16 protein-coding genes, 1 tRNA gene and 1 pseudogene are annotated in these 14,267 nt (G+C 71.0%); 4 read left to right on the plus strand and 14 right to left on the minus strand.

Annotated features, from left to right (window positions below; translation table 11 throughout):
* Nucleotides 1–54: 54 nt before the first annotated feature.
* The 3 genes from GVN67_RS23350 to GVN67_RS23360 are packed head-to-tail and all read right to left on the minus strand — an operon-like array spanning nt 55 to nt 1,878.
* The gene (locus tag GVN67_RS23350; protein ID WP_159999733.1) at nt 55–702 is read right to left on the minus strand and encodes an ABC transporter ATP-binding protein; all 648 of its coding nucleotides are present in this window, start codon (nt 700–702) and stop codon (nt 55–57) included.
* Nucleotides 703–706: 4 nt separating this feature from the next.
* Entirely contained in the window at nt 707–1,468 is a 762-nt protein-coding gene (locus GVN67_RS23355) for an ABC transporter permease (RefSeq protein WP_235035438.1), read from the minus strand.
* Between the two features lie 38 nt (nt 1,469–1,506).
* On the minus strand, nt 1,507–1,878 hold the full coding sequence (locus GVN67_RS23360) for a DVU3141 family protein (RefSeq protein ID WP_159999735.1): 372 nt from the start codon (nt 1,876–1,878) through the stop codon (nt 1,507–1,509).
* Nucleotides 1,879–2,064: 186 nt separating this feature from the next.
* Here GVN67_RS23360 and GVN67_RS30395 point away from each other — a divergent pair, with 186 nt between their 5' ends.
* The 3 genes from GVN67_RS30395 (at nt 2,065) to GVN67_RS23375 (ending at nt 5,690) form a co-directional block, all read left to right on the plus strand.
* Nucleotides 2,065–3,933, plus strand: coding sequence for a beta-3-deoxy-D-manno-oct-2-ulosonic acid transferase (locus GVN67_RS30395; protein ID WP_159999736.1), 1,869 nt, complete (start codon nt 2,065–2,067; stop codon nt 3,931–3,933).
* The gene (locus GVN67_RS23370) at nt 3,933–4,745 is read left to right on the plus strand and encodes an SDR family oxidoreductase (protein WP_159999737.1); all 813 of its coding nucleotides are present in this window, start codon (nt 3,933–3,935) and stop codon (nt 4,743–4,745) included. The genes GVN67_RS30395 and GVN67_RS23370 overlap by 1 nt, the downstream gene beginning before the upstream one ends.
* 90 nt (nt 4,746–4,835) lie before the next feature.
* On the plus strand, nt 4,836–5,690 hold the full coding sequence (locus GVN67_RS23375) for an LEM-3-like GIY-YIG domain-containing protein (protein WP_159999738.1): 855 nt from the start codon (nt 4,836–4,838) through the stop codon (nt 5,688–5,690).
* Nucleotides 5,691–5,768: 78 nt separating this feature from the next.
* On the opposite strand, the gene GVN67_RS23380 is transcribed toward GVN67_RS23375, so the two are convergent.
* The 5 genes from GVN67_RS23380 to GVN67_RS23400 form a co-directional block, all read right to left on the minus strand.
* The gene (locus GVN67_RS23380) at nt 5,769–6,953 is read right to left on the minus strand and encodes a mandelate racemase/muconate lactonizing enzyme family protein (RefSeq protein ID WP_159999739.1); all 1,185 of its coding nucleotides are present in this window, start codon (nt 6,951–6,953) and stop codon (nt 5,769–5,771) included.
* A gap of 145 nt (nt 6,954–7,098) precedes the next feature.
* Nucleotides 7,099–7,629: a hypothetical protein gene (locus tag GVN67_RS23385; RefSeq protein WP_159999740.1), complete on the minus strand. Its 531-nt coding sequence runs from the start codon at nt 7,627–7,629 to the stop codon at nt 7,099–7,101.
* Between the two features lie 182 nt (nt 7,630–7,811).
* Nucleotides 7,812–8,006, minus strand: a complete 195-nt coding sequence (locus GVN67_RS23390) for a heavy-metal-associated domain-containing protein (protein WP_159999741.1) — start codon at nt 8,004–8,006, stop codon at nt 7,812–7,814.
* A complete protein-coding gene (gene cueR / locus GVN67_RS23395) occupies nt 8,003–8,392 on the minus strand; it encodes a Cu(I)-responsive transcriptional regulator (protein ID WP_159999742.1) in 390 nt (129 codons plus the stop codon). Before cueR ends, GVN67_RS23390 begins: the two co-directional genes overlap by 4 nt.
* Nucleotides 8,389–10,740: a heavy metal translocating P-type ATPase gene (locus GVN67_RS23400; RefSeq protein ID WP_159999743.1), complete on the minus strand. Its 2,352-nt coding sequence runs from the start codon at nt 10,738–10,740 to the stop codon at nt 8,389–8,391. The genes cueR and GVN67_RS23400 overlap by 4 nt, the downstream gene beginning before the upstream one ends.
* Before the next feature lie 116 nt (nt 10,741–10,856).
* Between GVN67_RS23400 and GVN67_RS23405 the strand changes: the two genes are divergently transcribed.
* Nucleotides 10,857–11,906 (plus strand): trypsin-like peptidase domain-containing protein, encoded by a 1,050-nt coding sequence (locus GVN67_RS23405; RefSeq protein WP_159999744.1) that lies wholly within the window; start codon nt 10,857–10,859, stop codon nt 11,904–11,906.
* A gap of 59 nt (nt 11,907–11,965) precedes the next feature.
* Here the strand turns inward: GVN67_RS23405 and mobA are convergent, their stop codons facing one another.
* The 6 genes and pseudogenes from mobA to tuf form a co-directional block, all read right to left on the minus strand.
* On the minus strand, nt 11,966–12,559 hold the full coding sequence (gene mobA / locus GVN67_RS23410; protein ID WP_235035439.1) for a molybdenum cofactor guanylyltransferase MobA: 594 nt from the start codon (nt 12,557–12,559) through the stop codon (nt 11,966–11,968).
* Nucleotides 12,556–12,987, minus strand: coding sequence for a DUF2062 domain-containing protein (locus tag GVN67_RS23415; RefSeq protein ID WP_159999745.1), 432 nt, complete (start codon nt 12,985–12,987; stop codon nt 12,556–12,558). The genes mobA and GVN67_RS23415 overlap by 4 nt, the downstream gene beginning before the upstream one ends.
* A 16-nt stretch (nt 12,988–13,003) precedes the next feature.
* Complete coding sequence (gene nusG, locus GVN67_RS23420) at nt 13,004–13,540, minus strand: transcription termination/antitermination protein NusG (RefSeq protein WP_159999746.1); 537 nt, start codon at nt 13,538–13,540, stop codon at nt 13,004–13,006.
* 16 nt (nt 13,541–13,556) lie between these two features.
* Entirely contained in the window at nt 13,557–13,754 is a 198-nt protein-coding gene (secE, locus tag GVN67_RS23425; protein ID WP_159999747.1) for a preprotein translocase subunit SecE, read from the minus strand.
* A 112-nt stretch (nt 13,755–13,866) separates the two neighbouring features.
* Nucleotides 13,867–13,943: transfer RNA gene (locus GVN67_RS23430), tRNA-Trp, on the minus strand.
* Nucleotides 13,944–14,136: 193 nt separating this feature from the next.
* Nucleotides 14,137–14,267: pseudogene (tuf, locus tag GVN67_RS23435) on the minus strand (elongation factor Tu); the annotation flags it as partial.

Genomic DNA, 14,267 nt, shown 5'->3' on the forward strand with positions numbered 1-14,267 from the left:
GGCCTGGGGAGCGGCGTGGTGACGGGGCGGGTCGCCGCACCGGTCATCCCGGGCTCAGAGGCCCTGGTAGGCGGTGATAGCTTCATCGACGTCCTCGTAAAATTCCAGCATGCCGTTCCGCAGGATTGCGGCCGAGTTGCAGTACTTCTTCACATGCAGCGGGTTGTGCGACACCATCAGGATGCCGGCATTGGCCCGCCGCAGGTCGAACACCGCGCGGCACTTGTCCGCGAAGCGGGCATCGCCGGTGGAAAGCGCCTCGTCCACCAGGTAGCAGTCGAAATCCACCGAGAAGGACAGCGCCATCATCAGCCGCGAGGTCATGCCGGAAGAGTAAGTTTTCACCGGCTCGCGAAAATAATGCCCGAGCTCGGAGAAATCCTCCACGAATTCCTCGGTCTCCTTCACCGGCGTGCCATAGACCCGGGCGATGAAGCGGGCGTTGGCCGCCCCGGTCAGGCTCGACTGGATGCCGAAGCTGCCGCCCAATGGCCAGGACATCCGCATCGTGCAGCGGACGCGGCCGACAGTCGGCCGCTCGACGCCGGCGATGATCTTCAGCAGGGTCGACTTGCCGGCGCCGTTGCGGCCCAGGATGCCGACATGCTCGCCGCGGCGGATGCGCGCATTGGCGCCCCGCAGCACCTGCTTCATGCCCTGCTTGGTCTCGAAGCTCTTCCAGACATTGTCCAGCTCGAGCATGGCCTCACTCCATCATCGTGATGCGGGAGCGGGCGGCGCGCAGCCCGGCCATGCCCAGCAGGTTCAGGCCGAGGATCCAGCAGAGGACATAGGGGATGCTGTAGTAAGGCACGATGCGGTCGCCGAACTGCGCCCAGCGGTTCATCTCATGGACATGCACCAGCGGATTGATCAGCAGGAGCTGGCGCGACTCCTCCGGCAGCATGCTCAACATGTAGAAGGTCGCCGAGATCGGCATCATCAGATAGGTCAGCGGGTGGGTGAAGCGCTCGATCGGCTCGTAAAAGCAGGTCAGCGCCGCCAGCAGCATCGACAGCCCATGCGCCAGCAGCGCGCTCAGCATCAGCCCGCAGAACAGCAGCGCCGGCTCATGCGGCCATTCGTCGAAGAAGACCGCCGCCACCGTGACGAACAACGTGATGATCATGCTGCAGACCGCCGCCTCCATCAGGTTGCGGGCGATGGCGAGGTCCAGCAGCGTGATGTTGCGGTGGAACAGCAGCGACATGTTCGCGTTGATGACGTTCTGGCCGCGGTTGACGATCGAGCGGAACATCACGAAGGGCGTGTAGCCCATGGCATAGAACAGGAAGGTCGGCAGGTTGTTGCCGACCCCATGCCCGCTGAGCGAATGCATGGTCGAGATCATCAGGGCGAGGAACATCGGCTCGGCCAGCAGCCAGATGAAGCCGATGCGGCTGGTCCCGAAGCGGGTCAGCAACTCGCGCATGAACAGCGCGCCGATGACGCGGATTTGTGTCGCCACCTGGCTGGATTCAGCCCGGCGGGGCACATCGCCGATCATCACGGCCGGGCCACCGCTCCGCCACGCAGCAGCGGCTTCACCGCCGCCCAGGCGCCCGAAGGCTCCTTGCAATAGATCGCGGCCCTGGGCGCCATCCCCTGGCCCACCTGCAGCTCGCGGCATTCGCGCCCGCTCGCCGCGTTGTAGGCGCGCACCACCTGCACCGTGACCGGCGCCTGGCCTTCGGCCGGGGCCACCAGCCCGCTGCTGCCCGGCGGCGTCCTGCTCACGAAGTTGGCCAGCGGATCGGCCATGCGGGGCGGCGGCGCCTCGACGCCGCGCGCCGGCGGCACCGAGCCGGGCCCTCCGGCCAGCCCCATCTCGGCCAGGCTGCAGCCGGCCAGGGCCAGCCCGGCAAGCCCGAGGGCCACCAGTCTCATCGCCGGGGCGACCGGGCGGCCGCGCAGCGTCGCGCGGAAAACCCCATCACTGGACTTCCCGCTCACGCAGGCTTGTATGCGTTCTTGCATGGCTTGAATCTACCGCACTGGAACGCGGCTGGCAAAACCCTGCTGAGCCCCCAAACTCACGCTTTATTGAGGAATTTCTTGGCCGGCATGGAAGAAACGAGCCCGACTGCGTCGCCGGCTACCGTTGGCGCCCGCATCGCCTTCCCGGCCGCCACCGCCGCCGAGGCCGCGCATCTGGCCGCTTTCTGGCCGGAATGTCAGTTGGCGCCGATGGACCAGGCTGATTTCCTGGTCCTACCGACAGCCGCCGCGCCGCCGGCACGCGGCCCTGGCAAGCTGCTGCGCTATGCCCCCGGCCCGTTGCGCAGCCCGCGCTTCGATGGCCGCCACCGCCCCGTCGCCCTGCTGCCGGTGGCGGCGCTGCCACCCTGCCTGCGCGACGCCCCCCTGGCCGCCGCCCCTGAGGCCACCGCCGAGGCCCTGGCCCGGGCCGAAGCCTTTGCCGCCCGCCTGGCCACGCTGCGCCTGGGTGGTGAGCCAAGCCTGCCCGACCCCGGCCATGCCCGGCTCGGCCTGCCGCGCCGCGCCGCGCTGCTGGTGCTCGACCCCTGCCGCCCCGACCGCGCCGCCGCCGCCCGCGCGGCGCTCGCCGCCGCCGAGGCCGCCTTCCAGCTGCGCCCGCCCACCGGCGCCCGGCTGCTGAAGGCCCGCCTCTCGCCCTGGACCCTGCTCGACCTGGCCGAAGACCTTTATGGCGCCGGCCCCGACATGGCCCTGCTGGCCGCCGCCGCCGGGGTGCACGTCGCCGGCCGGACCCTGCCCGCCGCCCCGCGCTGGGCCGCGCTGCTGGCCCATCTGCGCTGCGCCGATCCCTTCCTCTCCCGCCCCTGGAGCGCCGAGCAGGCCCTGGACCAGCTGGCCCAATGGCAGCAGGCGCAGACGGAGAACCGCCGCGTCGCCATCTGCCTGGGCATGGCGCTGTGGAAGCGCGACCGCATCGCCGCCCTGTTCGCCCATGCCGGCGGCGCCCCTGGCTTCACCCGCCGCCCGGCCCGCGCCATCGCCGAGGCCCGGGCCCGCCAGGGCGCCGTCGCCGCCTGGGCCGGCGCCGTCTCGCCCGGCTTCCGCGCCGAATGCGAGGCCGCCGGCGTTCCCCTGCTGACCGTCGAGGACGGCTTCGTCCGCTCCCGCGGGCTCGGCGCCCGCTTCCTGCCCGGCGCTGCCTATGCCGTCGACGACCGCGGCATCTATTACGATCCGGGCCGCGCCAGCGCCCTGGAACACCTTCTCGCGATTACCGAGTTTTCACCGGATTTGCTCGCCAGGGCAGCCCGCTTGCGCGCCGCGATCGTCACCCGCGGCGTGACGAAATATAATCTTCACGGCAAAGCCCCCGTCATCGCCGGCCAGGACGGGCGGAAAAAACTCCTCGTCCCCGGCCAGGTCGAGGACGACGCCTCGGTGCGACTCGGCGGCGGCGCGATCCAGGGCAACCTGGCCCTGCTGCGCGCCGTCCGCGACGCCAACCCCGACGCCTGGCTGGTCTACAAGCCGCACCCCGACCTGGAGGCCGGCTTCCGCCGCGGCCGCCTGCCGCCCGAGGCGCTGGACGGCCTGGCCGACCAAGTGGTCACCGGCGCGCCGCTCACCGCGCTCTTCCCGCAGATCGACGCGCTGCACACCCTGACCTCGCTCTCCGGCTTCGAGGCGCTGCTGCGCGACGTCCCCGTGGTCACCTGGGGCCAGCCCTTCTATGCCGGCTGGGGCCTGACCGACGACCGCGCCCCCGACATGCCCCGCCGCGGCCGCGCCCTGTCGCTCGACGCTCTGGTGGCGGCGACGCTGATCCTCTTCCCCCGCCAGGTCGACCCGCTGACCGAGCTGCCCTGCCCGCCGGAGCTCATCCTCGAGCGGCTGGACGACCCGACGGTCTGGAAGGTCTCGCGTTGGACCGCCCATCGCGGCATCGAGGGCTGGATCCGCGGCCTGCTCGCCCGCCGCAAGGGGCTGCGCTGATGTTTCGTTCGGTCGTCATCACCGGGGCCTCGCGCGGGCTCGGCGCCGCCCTGGCACAGCGATTCGCAGCCCCCGGCGTGACCCTCCACCTGATCGGCCGCGACGCCGAGGCCCTGGCCGCCACCGCCGCCGCCTGCACAGCCGCCGGCGCCACGACCCGGACCGCCCGCATCGACGTGCGCGACGCCGGGTCGATGGCCGCCCAGCTGGCCGCCTGGGACGCCGCCACCCCCATCGACCTGGCCATCGCCAATGCCGGCATCGCCGCCGGCACCCGCCCCGGCGGCGCCCGCGAAGGCCTGGCCGCCATCCGCGCCCAGCTGGACACCAATATGATGGGCGCCCTGCACCTGGTGGAGCCGCTGCTGCCCGGCATGCTGGCCCGCGGCCGCGGCGGCATCGCCCTGGTCACCTCGCTCTCGGCCTTCCGCGGCCTGCCCGACAGCGCCGGCTACTGCGCCAGCAAGGCCGCCCTCTGGAGCTACGGCGAGGCCCTCCGCGCCGAGACCGCGCCGAAAGGGCTGCGCGTCACCCTGGTGGCGCCGGGCTTCTTCGACAGCGCCATGGGGGAACGCTGGGTGGGGGCGCGGCCGCTCTCGGTCTCGGCCGAAGCGGCGGCCATCAAGGTCGAGCGCGCCATCCGCCGCGGCGCGGCGCGCATGGCCTTTCCCTGGCCGCTCGCCCTGGCGCTGCGGCTGTCGCCGTTGGCGCCGTCGCGACTCGTCGACGCCCTCGTCAGGCGAATGGACTTCCAGGTCAGGGAATACACAGAGAAGGGGGCGCCGCCCCCTTCACCCCCGGCAGGAACCTGAGGTTCCTGCACCTCCCATCAGAAAGCATCTTTGGGTTGAATACAGGGGAGCAATCTTCGTTAAATTGGCGCTTCGATATGAGGATGTGGCATGCAGCGCTTATCAAGGCCAAGCACCTTCACGCCGCCATTCGCGCAACGTCTCGGCCACTATGTCTACAGCCTGACCGATCCTCGTAACGGGCGGCTCTTCTACGTTGGCCGTGGTCAGGGAAATCGGGTGCTCCAGCACGCAGCGGAGGCGTTGGAAAATCAGAAGCCTACCGACAAGCTGGAAACGCTTCGCGCCATCAACCGGGCCGGCTTGCAGGTCGTCGTCGACATCGTGCGCCATGGGATGAGCGAGGCTGCCGCCAAGGATGTGGAGGCCGCCGTCATCGACTTCGCCCTGCATCGCTACGGCAATCTGGCTAATTTGATCCGAGGCGCCGACGTCGAGCGCGGCTTGGTAAGCCTGGAGACGCTGCTCGCTGATTACGACGCGCCTCCGTTGATGCCGCCTGCGCGCCCATCCCTCTTGGTCGCGATCAACGGAACATGGATCGACAGCATGGGTGAGGCTGATCTCTGGGAGGCGGCCAGGAAATGGTGGAACGCCAGGCGGATCGTGCAAGGCAGCAACTTCCTGCTGCTGGCAACTGCCCAGGGGATCATTCGGGGCGCTTGGAATGCCCACTACGAATGGGATGGAGAAGTCCGGTGGGACATGCTCGACGAGCGGCGCCGGACGATCTACGGCAATACGGAAGATACTTTCAGGCCTTTCCCCGCCCGCCGATTTGCGGGCGAGCCACTGCCGCCTGACGAAGGTGCCGAGTTCATCGGCCGGCATGTTCGCCATCGGAATGTCAAGCTCAGTGGCCCGTTCCGTTATCTTGGCGCGTGGCCGGCCAACACCACGCTTCTTGATCCCGAAGACGGCGTCCCGAGTGAGGCCTTCGCCTAATTGAAGGCGGGGTCCGGGGTGACACCGTCACCCCGGCGGGGAGGTCCAGGAGGGGCGGAGCCTCTCCTGGCCAAGCTTTCAGCCCTGGAGCGTCTTCAGCACCGCATACAACGCCGACTTCGACTCGAAGCCGATGCCAGGGGTTTCGGGCAAACGAATCCGGCTGTCCGCCACCGGCGTGTCGTCCGCGAAGCCGCCGAACGGCGCGAAAACCTCGGGGTAGCTCTCGTTGCCGCCCAGACCCAACCCCACCGCGATGTTCAGCGCGAACTGATGCCCGCCATGCGGCACGCAGCGCCGCGGGCTCCAGCCATGGGCCACCAGCATCTCCAGCGTGCGCAGGTACTCGACCAGGCCGTAGGACAGCGCCGGGTCGAATTGCAGGATGTCGCGGTCCGGGCGCAGCCCGCCATGGCGGATCAGGTTGCGCGCATCGACCATGCTGAACAGGTTCTCGCCGGTCGCGATCGGGCCAGCGTAATGCTCGGCCAGCGCGGCATGGGTGCTGTAGTCCAGCGGGTCCAGCGGCTCCTCGTACCAGCGCAGCTTGTAGGGGGCGAGCGCGGCGCCGTAGCTCAGCGCCGCATGCAGCCCGAAGCGGCCATTGACGTCGACGCACAGCCGCGACCCGTCGCCGCCCAGCAGCGCCAGCACCGCCTCGATCCGCGCCACGTCTTCCTTCAGCGCGTCGCGCAGCGGCGTGCCGGGCGCGCCGCCGATCTTCATCTTCACCACCGAATAGCCCATGCCCAGGTAGCGGCGCATCTCCTCGACCAGGGCGCCCACATCCTTGCCGGGGTAGTAATAGCCGCCGGCGGCATAGATCCAGGCGCTGTCATCGGCCTGGCCCTGGCGATAGCGCTCGGCCAGCAGGCGCCACAGCGGCACCCCTTCCAGCTTCGCCGCCGCATCCCACAGCGCCATGTCCAGCACGCCGACCGCGACCGAGCGCTCGCCATGCCCGCCGGGCTTCTCGTTCTTCATCATCGCGGCCCAGGCGCCGGCCGGGTCCAGCGTGCCCTCCGGCGTCGACAGCGCCACCTCCGGCGCCTCCAGCAGGCGGGGGATGAAACGCTCCCGCAGCAGGCCCGGCTGGGCATAGCGGCCGTTGGAATTGAAGCCGAAGCCGGTGGCGCTGCGGCCCTGCCCGTCCTCCACGGTGACGGCGACGATGCTCGCCGTCATCTTGGAGAAATCGATATAGGCATTGGCGATGTCGCTGCTGATCGGCGCGACGCCGTCGCGGATGGCGGTGATGCGCATGGGCGGGGATTCCTCCGTCGCAGGCCTGAGGGCCCGGTTCGGCCCCCAGACTAGCCAAGCCCGCCGCCGCGTGAAGCCTCACAGCCGTTTTGTTGGAGCGTGTGATTCACGCCTTTCGGCGATTCCGCCTCAGGCGATCACACGCTCACCCCCGCGGATTGGCCGAGAGCCGCGCGAAAGGCCCGTAGAGGTCGCACAGATCCTGCTCCAGCCGCAGCTTGCGGTAGCGCATCGCCGAGAAAGGGTCCTGCGGCTGGATCGCCAGCAGCTGCTGCCCCGACTTGTCCAGGAACAGCCGGTGCTGGAAGCTGTCGCCGCGATGGATGACATAGACATTGCGCTGCTCGGCCACCTCGTCCGTCAGGTCGTCCAGCGCCCAGCGGCGCCAGGTGACGGCCCAGCCCTCCTTGGTGCGGGTCATCGCCCGCGGGTCCATGTCGGCATGGGTGTCGAAGAAGTCGCGATAGGTGCGGCTCAGCCGCTCCAGGTCGTCGCGCAGCCGGGCCAGGACCTGGTTGGTCTCCACCGGCGGCGGCGGCGCCGGCACCAGGTGGATGTCGCTGCCGCCATAGCCGGTGAAGCGCGTCTGGCTGTATTCGCCGGCCGGCCGCTCGGCCAGCAGGGCGGCGGCGCCCGCCATCGCCTCCGGCGCCAAGGCCGTGCCCGCCGAGGCCACGCCCGCAGAAGCCACACCCGCGGAGACCACGCCAGGCCCCGCGCCGATCAGTCCCATCCTGGGAAGCGCCGGGATTTTTTTCCACAAGCTGCTCATGCCGAAGGCCCTTCTCCACGCGGGGGTCGATGCATGCCCCGCGGAAGGGCCTTCTTGCCTGGGCAGCGGTGAAAGAAGGCTGAAAGTCAGGTGGCGGCGTAGCCCTCGGCCGCGATCAGCGCGGCGAGGCGGGCGCGCGGCAGGCGGCTGTCGGCCTCGACGCGGCCGGCGGCCAGGTCGACCCGCACCACGGCGGCGGCATCCTCGGCCTGGATCGCCTCGGTCACAGCGCGCGCGCAATGGCCGCAGCTCATCCCCGTCACGGCGAAACTCTCAGTCATGGCAGCTTCTCCAGCTCATCCAGGATCGGGCAGTCGGGGCGGGCATCGCCGTGGCAATGCTTCGCCAGGTGGCGCAGCGAATGGGCCATGGCCTGCATGGCCTCGGCCTTGGCCTCCAGCGCCGCGACATGGTCGAGGGCGATGCGGCGGACATCGGCGCTGGCCCGGCCGCGGTCGCGCCACAGCGCCAGCAGCCGGCGGACATCCTCCAGCGGGAAGGCCAGGGCGCGCGCATGGCGGATGAAGCGCAGCACGGCCAGATCCGCCTCGGCATAGTCGCGATAGCCATTGCCCAGCCGGCGCGGCGTGATCAGCCCCTCGGCCTCGTAATGGCGGATCATCTTGGCCGACAGGCCGGAGCCCCGCGCCGCCTCGCCGATATTCATGGCGCCGCCCTCCAGCGGGTCAGCAGCAGCGCATTGCCCAGCACCGCCACCGAGGAAAAGGCCATGGCCGCCCCGGCCAGCGCCGGCGACAGCAGGCCGAAGGCGGCCAGCGGAATGCCCAGCGCGTTGAAGCCGAAGGCCCAGACCAGGTTTTCCTTGATCTTCCGCAGCGTCGCGCGGGTCACGGCGAGCGTCGCCGGCACCAGCGCCGGGTCGGGGCGCAGCAGCACGACGGGGGCGGCGGCGATGGCGACATCGGTGCCGCTGCCCATGGCGATGCCGAGCTCGGCGGTGGCCAGCGCCGCCGCGTCGTTCACCCCGTCGCCGACCATCGCCACCTTTTTTCCAGTTGCCTGCCAGGCGGCAATGCGGGCCGCCTTGCCCTCCGGCAACACGCCGGCGGCGACCTCGCGGATGCCCAGGGCCTTGGCCACCGCGCCGGCGGCGGCGGGGCCGTCGCCGGACAGCATGGCGATCTCGACGCCCTGGCGCCGCAGCGCCTGGATGGCGGCGGCGGCACCGGGGCGCGGCGCATCCTCGAAGGCGAGCAGCGCCAGCAGCCGCGGCGGCTCGGCCTCGACCAGGAAGGACAGCGTTTGGCCGGCGGCCTCGGCGGCGGCGATGGCGGCGGACAGCGCCAGCGGATTGGCACCCGATTCCTGCAGCAGCCGCGGGCTGCCGAGCATGACACGCCGGCCGTCGACGCGGCCCTCGACGCCGCGGCCGGGCAAGGCCCGGAAATCCTCGGCGGGGGCGGGATGACCCCCGGCGGCGGCCAGCACGGCGCGGGCCAGGGGATGCTCGCTGCCGGCCTGCAGCCGGGCGGCGGCGGCCAGCGCCTCGGCCTCGGTGACGCCGGGCGCGGGAGTCAGGGTGGCCAGGCGCGGGCGGCCCTCGGTCAGGGTGCCGGTCTTGTCGAAGGCGACCAGGGTGATGCGCCCGGCCTGCTCCAGCGCCGCGGCGTCACGGATCAGGATGCCGGCCCGCGCGGCGGCGCCGGTGCCGGCCATGATGGCGGCGGGGGTCGCGAGGCCCAGGGCGCAGGGGCAGGCGATGACCAGCACGGCGACCGCATGCAGCAGGGCGGTGGCGATCCCGGCACCCGCGACCAGCCAGCCCAGCAGGGTCAGCAGCGCGACCCCCAGCACCACGGGGACGAAGACGGCGCTGACCCGGTCGACCAGCTTTTGCACCGGGGCGCGGCTGGCCTGCGCGGCCTCGACCAGGGCGGCCACCTGGGCCAGGCGGGTCTCGCCGCCGACCGCGGTGGCGCGCAGCACCAGCCGACCATCGAGGGACACCGTGCCGGTGGCGACGCTGTCGCCGGGAGCTTTCTCCACGGCACGGCTTTCGCCGGTGAGCGCGCTTTCGTCGACGCCGGCGGCGCCCTCTTCCACCGTGCCGTCGGCGGGGATGCGCTCGCCGGGGCGGACCACCAGGCGGTCACCGGGGCGCAGCAGGGCGGCGGCGATCTCTTCCTCGACGCCGTCGGGGGTGATGCGGCGGGCCAGGCGGGGGCGCAGCGCCAGCAGGGCGGCGATGGCGGCCCCGGTGGCGCGGCGGGCGCGGCCCTCGAGGTAGCGGCCGAGCAGGACGAAGGCGATGACCACCGCCGCCGCCTCGAAATACAGATGCGGCTCGCCCTGCAGCAGCAGGACCAGCGACAGGCCGAAGGCGGCGCTGGTGCCGAGCGCGACCAGCAGGTCCATGTTGCCCGTCCGCGCGCGGATCGCCGCCCAGCCGGCGCGGTAGAAGCGCAGGCCCAGCCAGAATTGCAGCGGGGCGGCCAGCAGCGCCTGCACCCAGCCCGGCGGCATCCAGTGCTGGCCGAAGCCCATGCCGACCATGCCGATCAGGAAGGGCGCGGCCAAGGCGAAGGCGATGGCCAGCTCGATGCGGGCGCGGCGGTCTTCGGCGGGGGCCGCATCCCCGGCCTCGGCGGCGGTGACGCGGTAGTCGGCGCGCTCGACCGCGGCGGCGAGCACAGCCGGGTCCAGCCCGGCGAGGACCGTCAGCGCCGCGCGTTCCGAGGCCAGGTTGACGGACGCCTCCAGCACGCCGGGGACGTGGCGCAGCGCGCGTTCCACCCGGCCGGCGCAGCTGGCGCAGGTCATGCCGGCGATGCCGAGCGACTGGCTTTCGGTAGCCAGACCGTAGCCCGCCTTGTCCAGCGCGGCGGCGAGCTCCGGCAGCGGCGTGGTACCGCTGACCTCGGCGCGGCTGCTGGCCAGGTTGACGCGGGCGCCGGCGACGCCGGGCAGGCGGGACAGGGCACGCTCCACCCGGCCGGCGCAGCTGGCGCAGCTCATGCCGGTGACGGGCAGGGAAAGGGAGGAAGCTTCGGCCATGCCTGCCAGATGGGGCTTCCCATAATGGGAAGGTCAAGCGGGCCGGCGCAGGGCTGCCATGTGAAATCCTGGCGCCCTGCCCTTGATCGGCGACGGCGAAGGCAAAGATCACGCGCATGCACCGCGCTCTTTTGTCCGCCGCCTGCGCCGCCGCCCTGCTGGCGTCGCTTCCTGCCGCCGTCGCCCAGGCGCCGGCAGCCACCCCCGAAGCCCCGGCCGAGGCCGGGCAGAACCGCATCCAGGTGGTGAACCGCACCGGGCAGGATGCGACGGCGATCCATGCCGTGCGCAGCGGCCGCGCCGACTGGGGCAGCAACACGCTGCCGCGGGCGATGCCGACCGATAAGAGCTTCACGCTGCGGACGCGGGTGGAGGCGGGGTGCCGCTTCGACATCCGGCTGATCACCGCCGACGGCAAGCGCGCCACGCTGCGCGACCGCGACGTCTGCGCGACGCCGCGGGTGGAGGTGACGGCGGCCGACCTGCGCCCGGCGCCGACGCGGCCGGCGGAGGGCACGCCGAACCCGCGGGCCGGCGGGTCTTCCGGCACCGGCTTCGTGGTGGCGACGGACCGGGTGCTGACGAACCAGCATGTGGTCGCCGGCTGCAACAGGATCTTCGTGCGCACCGCGGATGGGCGGACGTTGCCGGCGGTGCCGCCGGCGCGGGTCGATGAGAGCGTCGACCTGGCGTTGCTGGCGGTGCCGGGCGATCCCGGGGATGTGGTGGCCTTCCGCTCGACGCCGGATGTGCGGCGGGGCGAGGGGGTGATCGCCTTCGGCTTTCCGCTGGCGGGGCTGCTTTCGTCCGACCCGAAGCTGACGCGGGGGGAGATGAACGGCATGAACGGGCTGCGCAACAACCCGAACCACTATCAGATCAGCGCCGAGGTGCAGCCGGGCAATTCGGGCGGGCCGTTGCTGGACATGCAGGGGCATATCGTCGGCGTGGTGGTGAGCAAGCTGCATGCGCAGAACATCGCCAAGCAGACGGGCGACATTCCGCAGAACGTCAATTTCGCCATCAAGGGGAGCGCTGCGCAGGTGTTCCTGCGGCGTGCCGGCATCGTGCCCGAGGTTGCGCCGAGTTCTGGCGCGGATCGTTCGGCCGCGGATATCGGCGAGGACATCAACCGCAGCACGGTGTTCATTCGCTGCGAAAAATAATTCTTTCTGACAGAAATAGATGAGGGGTCCGGGGAGAATACTTTCTCCCCGGCCTTTTTTTATGGCTCGAGGTCCTCGGGCGTGTTGGCGTTGAAGAATGGGTCGCTGGGTTGGGCGTCCCACTCGACCGTGGCGCAGCCGAGGCTGTCGGCGAAGCGCCGGGGCTGCCGTTCGCCGTGGTTGATCGCGGTTCTGAGCGTGTCGCGCAGGCTGGTGGCCCAGAGGGCGACGGGCGGGTGGTCCTGGCCGCCTGAGCTTGCCCGGGCGACCAGCGTGCTGTCCTGCCGGCAGGCGGCGTGCAGGCGGGTGGCGAGATCGGGCGGGATGAAGGGGGTGTCGCCGGGGCAGGTCAGCACCCAGTCGAAGTTTTTTTCGGTTGCATGGTCGAGCCCGGCGAGGATGCCCACCAGCGGCCCGAGGTTGCCCGGGATGGGATCGGGCGCCACGGGCAGGTCGTAGGCGGCGAAGCGGGCCGGGTCGCCATTGGCGTTGAGCAGCAGGGCGTCGACCTGGGGGCGGAGGCGCTCGACCAGGTGGGCCAGCATGGGGCGGCCGGCGATGCGGCGCAGCGGCTTGTCGCCGCCGCCCATGCGGGTGGCCAGGCCTCCCGCCAGGATGACGCCCAAAGTCTTTCCCATGGGGATGCGGGTCATGCCGTCCGGCGCAGGGCGGCGCGGGCGGCGAGGAAGGCCAGGCTGCCGGCGATGACGGCGAAGACCAGGCCGCCGGCGACGGTCTCCTCCGCAGCCGGCAGGGCGGCGAGCAGCCAGGCCGGGCCATGGTCGGGCAGGAATTGCAGGCCCGGGGGCAGCAGCCAGCGGCCGAGGGCGAATTCGGCGGGCACCAGCAGCAGATGGGTCAGGGGGTTGCCGAGGGCCAGGCAGGCGGCGGCTGCGGCAGGTAGGCTGCCACGGAGCGCCAGGGCGAAGGCGCCAGCAAAGAGGAGATGGGCGCCGAAGGCCGGCAGCATGGCGGCGGCGGCGCCTGCCGCGATGCCGCGGGCGACCCGCTGGGGGCCGCCGGGAGAGGCCAGGAGCCTCTCCCACCGTGTCCGCGCCTGCTGCCTGAAGTTCTGCAGCATGGCGCGGGGTAGGGCCTCAGACCTTCTCGACCTGGGCGTATTCGAGCTCGACCGGGGTGGCGCGGCCGAAGATGGAGACGGAGACCTTCACGCGGCCGCGCTCCTCGTCGACTTCTTCCACCGTGCCCATGAAGCTGGTGAAGGGGCCGTCGGCGACGCGGACCTGCTCGCCGATCTCGAAGACCACCGCGGGGCGCTTCGGCTTGTCGACGCCTTCCTGGACCTGCTGGACGATGCGCAGGGCCTCGGCCTCGGAGATCGGGCTGGGCTTGTTGCGGGCGCCGAGGAAGCCGGTGACCTTGGGCGTGTCCTTGACCAGGTGCCAGGCCTCGTCGGTCATCTGCATCTTCACCAGCACGTAGCCGGGGAAGAACTTGCGCTCCGAGTTGATCTTCTGGCCGCGGCGGACCTCGGTCACCTCCTCGGAGGGGACCAGGATGTCACCGAACTTGTCGGCCAGGCCCTTCTGGGCGGCCTGCTCCTGGATCTGCTGGGCGATCTTCTTCTCGAAGCCCGAATAGACGTGAACGACGTACCACTTCATGTCGGCCATGGGATCTCGCTCCGTCTTACGCGCCGAAGCCGAAAAGCAGGCTCACCACGAATTGGATGAGCTTGTCGGACAGCAGGAAGAAAACCGCGGCCAGGGCGGAGAGCGCCAGGACCAGGCCGGTGGTGATGAGCGTTTCCTTGCGCGACGGCCAGGTGACGCGGGCCACCTCCTGCCGCACATCGCGGATGAACAGCGCGGGATCGAGCTTCGCCAAAATCGCTACCCTAACTGGTTACCCTGAGGGGAAGGAAACGCTTCGCGGGCGGCATCCGGTCCGGAGCCACCCCAGAAGACGCCGGCCTCGCGCGGCGGAAAGCGGAGGCCGTTGGCAGGGGCGGAGGGTCTCGAACCCACAACCTCCGGTTTTGGAGACCGGCGCTCTAGCCAATTGAGCTACGCCCCTGCACGGCAGCCATCGCTGCGCGAGGCCGCGTCTATAGGGCAGGCAATCGCGGCTGTCGAGGGGAGGAAGCGGGGTCGGCGGCGCCGATGCGGCGGGATCGGCATGGCCAGGGCCAAGTTTTTGCCGGATGGCACAAAAAAAGCGGGCCGCCCGAGGGCGGCCCGCTCCGTTCCGGCCCGAAGGCCGGCTTAATTCAGGCGCTGATCGAGGCGACGACGCCGGCGCCGACGGTGCGGCCGCCTTCGCGGATCGCGAAGCGCAGGCCTTCATCCATGGCGATCGGGGCGATCAGCTCGACGTCCATCGAGACGTTATCGCCCGGCA

The sequence above is a fragment of the Roseomonas sp. 18066 genome, assembly GCF_902706185.1.
Taxonomy (GTDB): Bacteria; Pseudomonadota; Alphaproteobacteria; order Acetobacterales; family Acetobacteraceae; genus Pseudoroseomonas.

Excerpts from the sequence above, each read along its gene's own strand:
- GVN67_RS23350 (WP_159999733.1), bottom strand. The coding sequence starts at position 702 with ATGCTCGAGCTGGACAATGTCTGGAAGAGCTTCGAGACCAAGCAGGGC.
- GVN67_RS30395 (WP_159999736.1), top strand. The coding sequence starts at position 2,065 with ATGGAAGAAACGAGCCCGACTGCGTCGCCGGCTACCGTTGGCGCCCGC.
- GVN67_RS23370 (WP_159999737.1), top strand. The coding sequence starts at position 3,933 with ATGTTTCGTTCGGTCGTCATCACCGGGGCCTCGCGCGGGCTCGGCGCC.
- GVN67_RS23375 (WP_159999738.1), top strand. The coding sequence starts at position 4,836 with ATGCAGCGCTTATCAAGGCCAAGCACCTTCACGCCGCCATTCGCGCAA.
- GVN67_RS23380 (WP_159999739.1), bottom strand. The coding sequence starts at position 6,953 with ATGCGCATCACCGCCATCCGCGACGGCGTCGCGCCGATCAGCAGCGAC.
- GVN67_RS23390 (WP_159999741.1), bottom strand. The coding sequence starts at position 8,006 with ATGACTGAGAGTTTCGCCGTGACGGGGATGAGCTGCGGCCATTGCGCG.
- cueR (WP_159999742.1), bottom strand. The coding sequence starts at position 8,392 with ATGAATATCGGCGAGGCGGCGCGGGGCTCCGGCCTGTCGGCCAAGATG.
- GVN67_RS23400 (WP_159999743.1), bottom strand. The coding sequence starts at position 10,740 with ATGGCCGAAGCTTCCTCCCTTTCCCTGCCCGTCACCGGCATGAGCTGC.
- GVN67_RS23405 (WP_159999744.1), top strand. The coding sequence starts at position 10,857 with ATGCACCGCGCTCTTTTGTCCGCCGCCTGCGCCGCCGCCCTGCTGGCG.
- mobA (WP_235035439.1), bottom strand. The coding sequence starts at position 12,559 with ATGACCCGCATCCCCATGGGAAAGACTTTGGGCGTCATCCTGGCGGGA.
- GVN67_RS23415 (WP_159999745.1), bottom strand. The coding sequence starts at position 12,987 with ATGCTGCAGAACTTCAGGCAGCAGGCGCGGACACGGTGGGAGAGGCTC.
- nusG (WP_159999746.1), bottom strand. The coding sequence starts at position 13,540 with ATGGCCGACATGAAGTGGTACGTCGTTCACGTCTATTCGGGCTTCGAG.